Origin of the sequence: Ensifer sp. LC11 (assembly GCF_001695835.1) — a bacterium.
Taxonomy (GTDB): Bacteria; Pseudomonadota; Alphaproteobacteria; order Rhizobiales; family Rhizobiaceae; genus Ensifer.
Genome location: NZ_MBSO01000008.1, coordinates 1 through 13,598, shown reverse-complemented (window position 1 = coordinate 13,598; position 13,598 = coordinate 1). Strand labels below are relative to the sequence as shown.

The window sequence follows — 13,598 nt, the reverse complement described above, 5'->3', positions numbered from 1 at the left end:
ACTCCAGACGGGTATGCGGAGCGTGCCGCACGCAATCTCCCCCCTTGTGGGGGAGATGGCCGGCAGGCCAGAGGGGGGTGCTGCCCCGGGCAATTCTCACCCCAGTGTGGCGGCGTGACCATGCATCGCCTCGCTCACACTCTATCCGCTCCAGCGACAGCCCCTCTCCTCCACGCACAGACGACGATCAACAGCGTCGCGGCGATCTGCGATCCGCTCGGCGGCCTCTATCTGCCGGAGACAGGTACGCTCGTTGTCTCCGACCTGCATCTGGAAAAAGGATCCGCTTTCGCGCGCCGCGGCATGCTCTTGCCACCCTACGATACGCTTGCAACGCTGCGCGTGCTCGAAGCGGCGATTGCCCGTCACAACCCGAAACTCGTCATCAGCCTCGGCGACAATTTCCACGACCGCGTCGGTTCGGCCGTCATGCCCGATGCCTTCCGGCATATGATCGCTGCAATGGCGCTCGGGCGGGAATGGATCTGGATCAATGGCAACCACGACCCGGATGGCGCATTCGGCCTGCCGGGCGCCTCGATGGACGAACTCAATCACGCCGGCCTCGTCTTCCGGCACGAGCCGAAACGTGGCGAAGCGATCGGAGAAATCGCCGGCCATCTGCATCCGGCGGCAACGGTGGTGCGGCGAGAAAAGGCGGTGCGCCGCGCCTGTTTCGCGACGGATGGCACGCGTATGCTGATGCCGGCCTTCGGCGTCACCACCGGCGGGCTCGATCTTAGGCACCGGGCGATGACCGGCCTCTTCGACCGCAACAAACTCGTCGCCCATATGCTCGGGCGCGACCGGATCTATTCGGTCCGGTTTGCCAATCTGATTGCCTGAGATGTGCCTGGGGTGATGCGGCGTTGCGCGCCTATCCCGGCATTCCCTTGTGATCAGAAGGCGTTGAAGGTCAGTGTCGTCAGCGAGCGCGAGATGCCCGGCACCGTCGCGATGTTGTCGTTGATGAACTTGCCGATGTCCTGACCTTCCTCGATGTAGATCTTGATGATCAGGTCGTAGTCGCCGCTCGTCGAATACATCTCCGAAACGATCTCCTTGCGGTAGATCTCGTCGGCAACCTCGTAGGTCTTGCCGGGAGCGCACTGCAACTGGACAAAAATCGGTTTCATCGAGCTTCCTCTGCTTCTTCTTGTAGCGGCGCATGTTGGCGGAACGCGCGGCATCTCTTTCCTTAGCGCTCTGACGCGCAAAAGGAAACGTCAGTGCGCATTTCCCCACGCCGTTCCAAGGCTATTCCTTGCGGAAGATCAGGCTCGCGCCCCAGCCGGTGATGACCGCCAGCAATACGGCCATAAGGCCGTAGAGCAGCGGCTGCTGGTGTGCCGCCTGGGTAATGAACTGTTCCAGGCCGGTCTTGACGACGCGCAGCGGCAGCGCCTTGGCGGCAACGAATACACCATCGCGGAAGAGATAGGCGCGCACGACGTGCACGCCGTTCGGCACGTTGGCCGGCAGGCGCACCGAGGCCTTGAACAGGCTGGAGCTGATGAACTGCACCCCGCCGGGATCGCGCTCATAGACGCCGCTCGTCTCGCGAATACGACGAAAGGCGTTGCGGAACTCGCCGAGATTGCTGCCGTCACCGACGAAGCCGAGCGGCACCAGCCGCATGTGATCGACACCAATGCCCATATTGCCCATCTCGCCGGGCGGCGCGATCGTCTCGATGTCGCGCGTCGACGACAGCGAATAGGATTCCGGCACCAGTTCGAAGGTCATGGAGCTGGTGTTGACCCAGATGCCGAAGACCCGCTCCTTCTTGCGCACCGTCGCATTGTCCTTCGGGCCCTCAAGGCTCACGACGATGTTGTATCTGCCTTGCACCAGAAGACCCTGGTCGAAGCCGTCGACGGCGCCGAAGATCGTCAGATCCGCGCCGCGGAAATCGGACGTGATGGCGATTTCGTCGGTCGATATGCCGATTTCCAGCTTCTCGGTGAAATCGGCGTTTTCGTCCTGAATGGCCGCGTGGGCCGGCCCGGCAAGGGTCAGAGCCAGAAGAGCCAGAGCTGTGCGGGCGAAGCGGAGCATCAGAAGCCGAACCCCGCTGATACCACCGAATAGATGTCCTTCGGCGGAATGACGAGCTCGATCGCCAGACGAATGCCGACGGCAAGGACGAGCAGTGCCAAAAGCGCCCGCAACTGTTCGCCACGCAGCTTCTGGCCGACGCGAACGCCGTATTGCGCACCGATGACGCCCGCGATCATCAGCACGAAGGCGAGCACGATATCGACGGTATAGTTGGTCGATGCCTGGACGATAACGGTATAGGCCGAGACGAAGATGATCTGGAACAGCGACGTGCCGACGACGACGTTGGTCGGGATGCGCAAGAGATAGATCATCGCCGGCACCATGATGAAGCCGCCGCCGACACCCATGACGGAGGTCAGGATGCCGATGCAGAAGCCAAGGCCGGCAACCGGAATGACGCTCAGATAGATCTTCGATTTCTTGAAGCGCATCTTCAGCGGCAGGCCGTGCACCCAGTTGTGCTGGCCGGGGCGGCGCAAGGTCGTCGCCTGGTTCTTCGCGGCCTTGCGCATGGCAACGATGCTTTCCCAGAGCATCAGCCCGCCGACGGTGCTGAGCAGCACGACGTAGAGCAGCGAGATCACCAGATCCAGCTGGCCGATGCGACGCAGCAGCGAGAACAGCCAGACGCCGAGCGTCGCGCCGGCGAGGCCGCCGCATAAGAGCACCGTGCCAAGCTTGATGTCGATCGTGCCGCGCCGGAAATGTGTGATCGCGCCCGAAATCGACGAGGCCACCACCTGGTTGGCGCCGGTTGCCACGGCCACGACGGGCGGAATGTTGTAGAAGATCAGGAGCGGCGTGATCAGGAAGCCACCGCCGACGCCGAACATGCCGGACAGAAAGCCGACGGCAGCGCCCATACCGAGAATGATGAGTATGTTCACCGACAACTCTGCAATGGGCAGATAGATCGTCACGCCGGGACCTCGATATGCCAACGGCCCGCGATGCGGGCAAATCTGTTAGTGTGGCAAGCAATTCACCACCAATGAGGGATTGTCTCGAAAAGCCGATCCCTCTGCCAAGAGAGAAGCGGCTTCCGTCATGCACGCCTGCAGCGCTGCACTCCTGTCGGAAGGGCCAAGGTCGCAGCCGGACCTTGATTGGCTGCATCCTCCTACCCTTAGCCCGATTCCGATTAAGGAATTATGCAGCAGGCCCGACCGGTCAACCTTTTCAGCCACATGGCAGACAGCTTCGCCACCCGCAAACCCGTGTCGCCCGGCTCTGCGGCTTTATTGCGGCGACAGCCCCGACGAGAACTCGGGGCTGCTGCAGGTCAGGAATTGCGCTTCAGCAGTTCCTTGACCAGTTGCTCGGTGATTTCGCCCGTCGGCTCCTGGCCGACCGACTTCTGGAAGGCCTTGATGGCGGCAACCGTCTTCTTGCCCATTTGTCCGTCCGGGGTGCCGGCATCAAAACCGTTGTTGTTGAGGATCGCCTGGATGTTGCGGATCGCCTTGCTCATGTCGACGCTGGCGGTCTTGTTGGCCGGGCCGACCCATGCATCCGGCACGTCAACCGTGTTCGCCTTGGCATCGGCCCGCTGCGCCTTCCAGGCGTCCGCCTTCGTCTTGGCGGTTTCGAGCTGCTCGGGCTTCATCGCCTTGGCAACCTCGTCACGCTTGGCGCCGGCATCCAGGTCGCCTTCCTTGGCCGCCGCCGCGAACCACTTGTAGGATTCGGTCAGGTCCTGCGGTACGCCGTTGCCGCGCGCATAGAGGACAGCGAGGTTGAACTGGCTGTCTCGAACGCCAAGTTCGGCGGCCCTGGCAAACCATTTCGTCGCCTCGGCGAAATCCGGAGAGCCATCGCGACCGCTTGCCAAAAGGACGGCGAGGTTGTGCATGGCGCTGGCGTTGCCCTGGCCGGCGGCTGCGAGATAAAGCGCCTTCGCCTTGGCGGCATCGCGTGTCACGCCCGTGCCCTTCTCATACATGCTGGCGAGGCGATACTGCGCCGGGACGACGCCGGCGTCAGCTGCGCGCTGATACCACTTTGCCGCTTCCGCCATGTTTTCCTGAACGCCACGTCCTTCGGTAAAGCGTGCACCGATTTCATAGAAGGCGAGCGGGTCGCCGCCCTTGGCAGCCGTCACCAGTGCCGCCGGGCCGAAACCTTCGGGCAACACGATCTCGCTCGGCGTCGCCACGGGTGCCACGGGGGTCATGGCTGGCACCATGGCTGCGCCATCGGCCGGCGCATTCGCAACCGAAGCGCTCGCTGAAGGCGCATCACCGACAGAGGTCGGCTGGAACGCATTGGTTTGCGCCTTCGTTTCTGCGGTCGGCGCCAGCAAGGGTGCTTTTTCTTCCGTCGGCGTCGCAATCGTGGTCGTCGGCACGGCCGTCGCCGTCACCGCAATCGAAGCTTCGGCTGTCTTCGCCGGCGCCTCAACAGAATCGAGAGGCGCGGCTTCAGATGCAGCGGGCGCCTCCTGCGGCGCAACGGCGGCAGTCTGCAACGGGCGGTCATCCGCGACCTTGAATTGCTGTGCTTCCGGTGCAGCCTGCTGCTCGATGATTGCCACCGGTTCCACCGGCGCCGCATCCTGCTTCGTCAGCATCGTGCTGACCAGCGGATAGGACATGATTGCCAGCAGCACCGCGCCCACGGCCATGAGGATCGGCCGGCGGTGGCGGGCAAAGGCGCCGCCGATGCCCGAATGGGTGCCGTTTTCCCCGACCTTGTTGAGCGTGTCCGCCTCCTCGACGGCGAGCTGAGCCGCGCGGCGGGCGGCGGCAATGAAATCCGATTTGTCGCCATCGGCCGGCTGGATACCGGCCTTGCTCATCTGCCCGGCGCGCACGCGCTCCAGGATCTTCTTGACATCAGGAACACCGGAACCCGGCTCAAGCAGTTGGTTGGCTTCCTCCGGCGCGAGCATTTCGGAGGGGTCGATCGACGGCGCCGGTTCAACGAGTTGCCGTGCCTGGTCCGGCGTCGGCCCGGAACGCTTTGCGGAAAAGCGCCGGGTGAGCCCTGCAAGCAAGCCCGTGCGCGCCGTCGCGGCCGGTTCGCGCGCCTCTTCGACCTCGACGGTCGAGATCTGTTCTTCATCGACAAAGGCCGTTGCCGCCTCGGCGCCCTGCGCTGCGACAGCCTGGTCTTCCGCCTGAAGGGCGCGCACGTTGCGCTGAAGGTCATCGTAGCGATCGTCGAGATCGCTGCCGCCGAAGGGATCGTTGAATTCGGGCTGCACGGCTCTCGGCATCTGCGCCGCGTCGCGCGCGAGCGGCATTTCGATCCGAGCAGGCGATGTCGGCTCGCGATTTTCGATGCGTTCCAGCTTGTCGGCGATGTGCACGAGGGTTTCGTGCAACGCCTCGAACGTCCGCGCCGTCCGCTCCTCGCTGGAGCGGCTGAGGTCCTCGAGCGTCCTCAAGTCCTCGGCAAGCGCCGAGATCGCGGCAAGATCGCCGCCGGCAACCGGAGCCGAGGTGTTCTTGGAATAGGCTTCCATCACCGCTTCTGCTGCCTGCCGGGCGGCTTCGACGATGTATTCGTCACTCGTCGAGAAGTAATCCTCCAGCGCGGTCATACGGCTTTCGAAATCGACCGGCATCGTGCTAGCACCGGCATCCGCACGCGGCTGACTGACCAGCGTCGACAGATTGGCGATCTGCGCCTCGAGGTTCTGCAAGGCGGCGCGATCGTCGAAGGGCGCAGCGTGGGTCTCTTCAAGACGCTGCGCGATGCCAGCCAGACGATCCTCGAGCCGGTCGAAGCGGGGGTCAGAGGTGGGCTGCACACCGTGGGCGTCGAGTTCGTCGATCCGGCGCGCGAGGTAGTCGAGCCGCTCGGCGAGCACGTCGTTGACGCTCCCCTGGTCGAGCGCCTCGATCTTGCGGGAGATGTCCGAGAGATAATCGTTAAGGTCCGATTGCGCGGTCCTGCTGCTGCGCTCCATCAGGGTTGAAAGCTGGTCGAGCCGCTCCTCCAGCCGGGCGGCCGCCTTTTCGCTGGCGAGATCCTCGACACGGGCGGTCAAGGCTTCGAGACGGGCGCCGAGCCCGGCATCGTTCGGGCGCGAAAGATTGTCGATCTGACGCGAAAGGTCGCCGAGCCGGCCTTCGAGACGATTGACGAAACCGCTGTCGAGGCCAGTCGCCGTGCGGCTGCTGGCGGCAATGGCACGGCTGATTTCATCGAGCCGGCCATCGAGATCGGCAAATTGCGACACGAGGCGACGGTCGTCGGGCTGGATCTGGCGACCCAGCATCTCGATTGCCTGGGCGACGGCGATCAACTTATCTTCGAGCGCATCGACGGCGGAGCTGTTCTTCAGCGAACCGATCTGCGACTTGATCTCATCGAGCCGATAGGCAAGCGCCACCAGCTCGTCGTCACGGTTCTGATCAAACGCGATCAGCCGGTCCTCGACGCCGTTCCAGCGGTTTTCCATGCGGCGCATGCTGTCTTCGCGCGCGAGACCGTCGATCATTGCGCGCAATTCGTCGAAGTCGCCGCGAAGCGCGTCGGCCTGGGCGGGCGATGCCTGGCGGCCCAGGTGCTGGATGCTGTCGGCGAGACGCTGCATGTCACCGCGCACGTCTTCGGCGAAGCTGTGATCCTGCGCCTGCGCCTTGATGCCGCGAATTTCGGAACGCAGCGAGTTCATCTCGCGCGTCAGGCCATCGGTTATGTCGCGCTTCAGGTCCTGGCGCAGGCCAACAAGCGCCTCGGCGATATCGTTGACAGCTGACGTCTGACGTTGCGGCTGGCTGTGAAGCGGCTGCGGACGGGGCTCGTCGGCAAAGCGGTCGGAGACTTGGCGGTCAGAGACATGGCGTTCGGAAACGGAGCGTTCGGGGGCATAACGTTCCGGCTCGCGCTGCGGCAGCCGATCGCGAAGGGTCGGACGCTCGCGCGTAGCGCTGAGGCTGCGCTGGCGCTGCATGATCTCTGCTACCGCGTCGCGGGTCGTTGCCGGCTCCCTGGCGGGTTCGCGGGCCGGCAGGCGCTCGCGCTCGGGCGGCCTTGGCGCCGCGTCGCGGGCTGTTCCGCTCATCAGGCCCTCGATCCGCGCCTCCAGTCCTTCGATGGTGCGGTTCAGGGCGTCGAGCGACGGCCGCTCGCTATAGGACTGGCTGCCTGCGCGCTGAGGATTTGATCGCGATCCATTCATGGTGTTCTTCGCCCCTGTCGTCGGCCATCTCGAAAGACGTCACGGAAGAAAACAGCTTTCTTCACCCCTGTGGCGCTTCCGACGTGGGCAAAACTACAACGATGCGACGCCAGGACAGGTTGCAGCTTTGACCATCTCAACACGCACCTTTCACGAAACGTGGTAAATAAGCGGTTAACCTGCCCATGATTTTTTAACGATTTGGCAGGAACGCGCGATCTGGACGCACAAGTGATGATTGGTCCTTCCCGCTGACGCCGTCGACGAAACTGCGCAAGGCGCAATTTTTGACGTTTACGCAAACGTCAAAATTTTGTAGCATCCCGTCAACGATGCGAGACCGCCTAGAGCATCCCGCTTTCATGTGCGAACACTGGAAGCGGAAAGGTGCTCTAGAATCAAAATGCTGGAGCGTCCTTCGTGCGTTCATTTGAACGCATGGCGCTTTGGAGGAGCGGCGGCGCATCAGGCATCCTGCAACCGGGTCGATGACGAGATACGGCGGCCCGAAGCATCAAAAGGCGAGGAAAGAATGCCCATCTACAAGGCCCCGGTCGACGATACCCTCTTCATCCTGAACGATGTGCTCGGCATTGAGCGCTACAACAACCTGCCCGGTTTCGCGGACGCGACGCCTGACATGATCGAGGCTATCGTCGGCGAGGCAGCCAAGCTTGCCGAAGAGGCTCTGTTCCCGGTCAACCTCTCCGGCGACCAGGAAGGCTGCAAGCGCCGCGACGACGGCTCGGTCAGCGTGCCGAAGGGTTTCAAGGAAGCCTTCGATCTCTATCGCGAAGGCGGCTGGCTCGGCCTCGCCGTTCCTGAAGAATTCGGTGGCCAGGGCCTGCCCTACACGCTGCACACCGCCGTCGGCGAGTACATGTCCTCGGCCAACATGGCGCTGACCATGTATCCGGGCCTCACCCAGGGTGCGATTGCGGCCATTCTCGTGCACGGCACGGACGAGCAGAAGCAGGCCTATCTGCCGAAGATGGTTGCCGGCACCTGGACCGGCACGATGAACCTGACGGAACCGCATTGCGGCACGGACCTCGGGCTCCTGCGCACCAAGGCGGTACCAACCGGCAACGGCGCTTACAAGATTTCCGGCCAGAAGATCTTCATCTCCGCCGGCGAACACGACATGTCCGACAACATCATCCATCTGGTGCTTGCCCGCATCGAGGGTGCTCCGGAAGGCGTGAAGGGCATCTCGCTGTTCATCGTGCCGAAGTTCAAGCTCGATGCCGATGGCGAACCGGGCGAGCGCAACGGCGTTTCCTGCGGCGCGATCGAACACAAGATGGGCATTCACGGCAACTCCACCTGCGTCATGAACTATGACGAGGCCGTGGGCTACCTCATCGGCACGGAGAACAAGGGCCTCAACGCCATGTTCGTGATGATGAACGAGGCCCGCCTCGGCGTCGGCCTGCAGGGCCTTTCGATCGCCGAGATCGCCTACCAGAACGCCGCCAACTATGCACGCGACCGCATCCAGGGCCGTTCGCTCTCCGGCCCCAAGGCCCCGGACAAGAAGGCTGACCCGATCATCGTGCATCCGGACGTGCGCCGCACGCTGATGACGATCAAGGCCTTCAACGAGGCCGGCCGCGCCTTCACGCTGTGGACCGCACTGAAGTCCGACATCGCGCATCGTTCCGACAGCGAAGCCGATCGCCAGACGGCGGACGACATCCTTGGTCTGATGACGCCGATCCTCAAGGGCGTTCTCACCGACAAAGGCTTCGACCACGCCGTCATGGCGCAGCAGATGTTCGGCGGCCACGGCTACATCGAAGAACACGGCATGAGCCAGTATGTCCGCGATGCCCGCATCGCGATGATCTACGAAGGTGCCAACGGCATCCAGGCGCTCGATCTCGTCGGCCGCAAGCTGGGCCTCAATGGCGGCCGCGCCGTCATGGCGCTGTTTAAGGAAATCGGTGATTTCTGCGAGGAAAACCGCAATAACGACAAGCTGGCGAGCTACACCAAGGCGCTGAAGAAGGGCCTCAACGACCTGCAGGCCGCCACCATGTGGTTCATGCAGAACGCGATGGCCAAGCCCGACAATGCCGGCGCTGGTTCCACCGACTACATGCACCTCTTCGGCCTCGTCGTCCTTGGCTACATGTGGGCGAAAATTGCCAAGACCGCTGAGGAAAAACTTGCCTCTGGCGAAACGACGCGCGCAGACTATCTGAAGAACAAGCTGATCACCGCGACCTTCTTCATGGAAAGGATCCTGCCGGAAACGGCGCTGCGCAAGGCCCGCATCGAGACCGGCGCCGACACGCTGATGGCGCTCGACGCGGCCGCCTTCTGAGCCGTTCGATTTCAAACTGTTTTGACGGGCAGCACCTGATGGTGCTGCCGAAAGGGAGATGAGACATGACGAAAGTCTTCGTTTACGACCACGTGCGCACGCCGCGCGGCCGTGGCAAGAAGGACGGATCGCTGCACGAAGTGCCATCCGTTCGCCTGGCCGCCAAGATGCTGGAAGCGGTGCGTGACCGCAACGACCTCGATACTTCGACCGTCGACGACATCATCATGGGCTGCGTCGATCCGGTTATGGACGCCGGTTCGGTGATCCCGAAGGCTGCCGCCTTTGAGGCCGGTTACTCCACGCGCGCGCCGGGCATGCAGATCTCGCGCTTCTGCGCTTCCGGTCTCGACGCCATCAACTTCGGCGCGGCCAAGATCGCTCAAGGGGCGGACGACATCGTCATTGCCGGCGGCGTTGAATCGATGTCTCGCGTCGGTCTCGGCATGTCCGGCGGTTCCTGGTTCATGGACCCCTCGGTCAACCTGCCGGCGTTCTTCATGCCGCAGGGCGTTTCCGCCGACCTGATCGCCACGAAGTACGGGTTTAGCCGCGACGACGTCGACGCCTACGCGGTGGAGAGCCAGAAGCGCGCAGCGCATGCCTGGGAAAAGGGCTACTTCAAGAACTCGGTCGTGCCCTTCAAGGACCAGAACGGCCTGACGATCCTCGATCGTGACGAGCATATGCGTCCGGGCACCGACATGCAGGCGCTCGCCTCGCTCAACCCGTCGTTCCAGATGCCGGGCGAGATGGGCGGCTTCGAAGCCGTCGGCATTCAGGCGCATCCGGAGATCGAGAAGATCAACTACGTGCACCATGCCGGCAACTCGTCGGGCATCGTCGACGGCGCCGCCGCCGTGCTGCTCGGCTCCAAGGCCGGCGGCGAGAGCATGGGCCTGAAGCCGCGCGCCCGCATCCGCGCCTTCGCCAATATCGGCTCCGATCCGGCGCTGATGCTGACCGGTCCGGTCGACGTCACCGAAAAGCTCCTGAAGCGCGCCGACATGAAGCTGTCGGACATTGATCTTTTCGAGCTCAACGAAGCCTTTGCCGCCGTCGTTCTGCGCTACATGCAGGCCTTCGACATCCCGCACGACAAGATCAACGTCAACGGCGGCGCGATCGCCATGGGCCACCCGCTCGGCGCAACCGGCGCGATGATCCTCGGCACCGTGCTCGACGAACTGGAACGTCGCGATCTCAACACCGCGCTCGTCACGCTCTGCATCGGCGCCGGCATGGGCACGGCGACGATCATCGAAAGGGTCTGACGATGGACGTGATGCGCCGCTCTCTTCTCGCACTGATGGGCCTGGGGCTGCTTGCAGCCGCCGGCTGCGTCTCCGACGACGAAGGCGGCGACAGCTTCACGCTCACCGGTGCGATCAGCAATGTCGCGAGCGGCCCGGTTCCGGCCGGCACCGTCACCATAAGGCTCGAGGAGCAGGGCGTCATGGACGTCGCCGCCAAGCTGATTGCCGAGACATCGGTTGTCAGCGACGGCAAGGCTGCCCGCGTGCCCTTCGTGCTGCAGGTGCCGAAGCCCGAGCTCGACAAGGCCGTCGATGCGGGCTTCACCATCCGCGTCGAGCGCGACGGACGGCTGATCGCCACCAACACCAGCAAACAACGTTACAGCGGCGGATCGAACGTCTCGCTGCGCATCGAACCCATTCTCTACTGAGGGGGAGAACCATGACGAAGTACACCAATTTCAAGATCGAGACCGATGCCGACGGCATTGCCCTTGTCACCTGGGACATGCCTGAGAAGTCGATGAACGTCTTCACCCAGGAGGTGATGGAAGAACTCAACGCCATCGTCGACCAGACCACTGCCGATGCTGCGGTCAAGGGTGTCGTCTTCACATCCGGCAAGTCGAGCTTCTCCGGCGGCGCCGATCTCTCGATGATCAAATCGATGTTCACTTTCCAGCAGGAAGAAAAGAAGAAGGACCCGGATAACGCGGCCCAGAAGCTTTTCGACCTGGTTGGCCGGATGACCGGGCTCTTCCGCAAGCTCGAAACCTCAGGAAAAGCCTGGGTCTCGGCGATCAACGGCACCTGCATGGGCGGCGCCTTCGAGCTTTCGCTCGCTTGTCACGGCCGCGTCGCTTCGAACTCGAAGTCGGTGAAGATCGCGCTGCCGGAAGTCAAGGTCGGCATCTTCCCGGGCGCCGGCGGCACCCAGCGCGTGCCGCGCCTCACCAACGCGCAGGATGCACTGCAGATGATGACGACCGGTTCGTCGCTGACGGCAGCGCGCGCCAAGGCGCTCGGCCTCGTGCATGAAGTCGTCGATGCCGACAAGCTGATCGATGCCGCCAAGGCGATGATCAAGAACGGCCTGAAGCCGGTCCAGCCCTGGGACGAAAAGGGTTACAAGGCGCCGGGCGGTGGCATCTGGACGCCGGCCTCGGCACAACTCTGGCCGGCTGCTTCCGGCATCCTGCGGCGTGAGACCTACGGCAACTATCCGGGCGCCGTCGCCATCCTGAAATGCGTCTATGAAGGCCTGCAGGTTCCCTTCGACACGGCGTTGAAGATCGAGCAGCGCTACTTCACCGAGATCCTTCAGACGACCGAAGCCTTCTCGATGATCCGCTCGCTGTTCGTCTCGATGCACGAACTCGGCAAGGGTGCCCGTCGCCCGGCCGGCGTGCCGAAATCGGAATTCAAGCATGTCGGCGTCGTCGGTGCCGGCTTCATGGGCGCCTCGATCGCCTATGTGACGGCGGCTGCCGGCATTGCCGTGACGCTGATCGACCGCGACATGGAAGCAGCCGAAAAGGGCAAGGCGCATTCGGAAGGCCTGGTCAAGGAATCGATCGGCAAGGGTCGCCTGACCAAGGAAGAGGGTGAAGCCCTGCTCGCCCGCATCACGCCTTCGGCCGACTATAACGACCTGAAGGATGTCGGCCTCGTCGTCGAGGCGGTGTTCGAAGATCGCCAGGTCAAGAAGGACGTGATCGAGAAGGTGGAAGCGGTGATCGGAGAAGACACGATCTTTGCCTCCAACACCTCGACGCTGCCGATCACCGGCCTTGCCAAGAACTCCAAGCGCCCCGGCCAGTTCATCGGTATCCATTTCTTCTCGCCGGTCGAGAAGATGATGCTGACGGAAGTGATCCTCGGCAAGGAGAGCGGCGACAAGGCGCTCGCCACAGCACTCGACTATGTCGCCGCGATCAAGAAGACGCCGATCGTCGTCAACGACACGCGCGGCTTCTACGTCAACCGCTGCGTCTTCCGCTACATCCACGAAGCCTACGACATGCTGATCGAAGGCGTGCCGCCGGCGATGATCGAGAACGCCGCCAAGATGGCCGGCATGCCGGTCGGTCCGCTGTCGCTCAACGACGAAGTGGCGATCGACCTCAGCCAGAAGATCCTGAAGGCCACCATCGCCGACCTCGGCGAAAAGGCCGTCGATCCCAAGCACATGGCGCTGATCAACAAGCTGGTCGACGACCTCGACCGCCGCGGCCGCAAGAACGGCAAGGGCTTCTATGAATATCCGGCCAAGCCCGCCAAGAAGTATCTGTGGCCGGAGCTGAAGACGCTCTATCCGCAGAAGAACGCCGACACGATCGACGTCGAAGTGCTGAAGCAGCGCTTCCTCGCAACGATCGCCCTTGAAGCGGCCCGCACGATGGAAGAAGGCATCGTCACCGACCCGCGCGAAGCGGACGTCGGCTCGATCCTCGGCTTCGGTTTTGCGCCCTACACCGGCGGCACGCTTTCCTACATCGACGGCATGGGCGTGAAGGCCTTCGTCAAGATGTGCGACAAGCTGGCCAAGGACTATGGCGATCACTTCAAGCCGACGGCGCTCCTGAAGGAAATGGCCGAACGCGGCGAGACCTTCTACGGCCGCTTCGATCCCTATGGCGAGAAGAGGCAGGCGGCCTAAGCTCTGACCATCACCCTTGCGAACGGGCCCTCACGGGCCCGTCAGACCGCTGACAAACCCGTCGATTTTTCGGCGGGTTTTGTTTTGTGGATTTGGTGCTGACGTTGGGGCGGGTTTCCGGGTGGCAAAAGTGGCGGCCTGCGCTCACGCCGGTCTCGG

General features: G+C 63.1%; 9 protein-coding genes. 5 read left to right on the top strand and 4 right to left on the bottom strand.

Annotated elements, in window-relative coordinates; all coding sequences use genetic code 11:
* The first annotated feature begins 120 nt into the window (after window positions 1-120).
* Entirely contained in the window at window positions 121-846 is a 726-nt protein-coding gene (pdeM, locus tag BBX50_RS05730; RefSeq protein WP_065774360.1) for a ligase-associated DNA damage response endonuclease PdeM, read from the top strand.
* A 53-nt stretch (window positions 847-899) separates the two neighbouring features.
* Here the strand turns inward: pdeM and BBX50_RS05725 are convergent, their stop codons facing one another.
* The 4 genes from BBX50_RS05725 to BBX50_RS05710 all read right to left on the bottom strand — a co-directional run bounded on the left by BBX50_RS05725 (window position 900) and on the right by BBX50_RS05710 (window position 7,195).
* Window positions 900-1,136, bottom strand: coding sequence for an Lrp/AsnC ligand binding domain-containing protein (locus tag BBX50_RS05725; protein ID WP_065774359.1), 237 nt, complete (start codon window positions 1,134-1,136; stop codon window positions 900-902).
* Window positions 1,137-1,257: 121 nt separating this feature from the next.
* Window positions 1,258-2,058: a TIGR02186 family protein gene (locus BBX50_RS05720; protein ID WP_065774358.1), complete on the bottom strand. Its 801-nt coding sequence runs from the start codon at window positions 2,056-2,058 to the stop codon at window positions 1,258-1,260.
* Window positions 2,058-2,984 carry a sulfite exporter TauE/SafE family protein gene (locus tag BBX50_RS05715; RefSeq protein ID WP_065774357.1) on the bottom strand — a complete coding sequence of 309 codons (927 nt, stop codon included), beginning with the start codon at window positions 2,982-2,984 and terminating at the stop codon, window positions 2,058-2,060. The genes BBX50_RS05720 and BBX50_RS05715 overlap by 1 nt, the downstream gene beginning before the upstream one ends.
* 362 nt (window positions 2,985-3,346) lie before the next feature.
* The gene (locus tag BBX50_RS05710) at window positions 3,347-7,195 is read right to left on the bottom strand and encodes a peptidoglycan-binding protein (RefSeq protein WP_065774356.1); all 3,849 of its coding nucleotides are present in this window, start codon (window positions 7,193-7,195) and stop codon (window positions 3,347-3,349) included.
* A 532-nt stretch (window positions 7,196-7,727) separates the two neighbouring features.
* On the opposite strand from BBX50_RS05710, the gene BBX50_RS05705 reads away from it, so the two are divergent.
* The 4 genes from BBX50_RS05705 (at window position 7,728) to BBX50_RS05690 (ending at window position 13,439) form a co-directional block, all read left to right on the top strand.
* Window positions 7,728-9,524 (top strand): acyl-CoA dehydrogenase C-terminal domain-containing protein, encoded by a 1,797-nt coding sequence (locus BBX50_RS05705; RefSeq protein WP_065774355.1) that lies wholly within the window; start codon window positions 7,728-7,730, stop codon window positions 9,522-9,524.
* A gap of 65 nt (window positions 9,525-9,589) precedes the next feature.
* The gene (locus BBX50_RS05700) at window positions 9,590-10,798 is read left to right on the top strand and encodes an acetyl-CoA C-acetyltransferase (RefSeq protein ID WP_065774354.1); all 1,209 of its coding nucleotides are present in this window, start codon (window positions 9,590-9,592) and stop codon (window positions 10,796-10,798) included.
* 11 nt (window positions 10,799-10,809) lie between these two features.
* Complete coding sequence (locus tag BBX50_RS05695) at window positions 10,810-11,211, top strand: YbaY family lipoprotein (protein WP_161490851.1); 402 nt, start codon at window positions 10,810-10,812, stop codon at window positions 11,209-11,211.
* Between the two features lie 11 nt (window positions 11,212-11,222).
* The gene (locus tag BBX50_RS05690; protein ID WP_065774352.1) at window positions 11,223-13,439 is read left to right on the top strand and encodes an FAD-dependent oxidoreductase; all 2,217 of its coding nucleotides are present in this window, start codon (window positions 11,223-11,225) and stop codon (window positions 13,437-13,439) included.
* Window positions 13,440-13,598 lie beyond the last annotated feature (159 nt).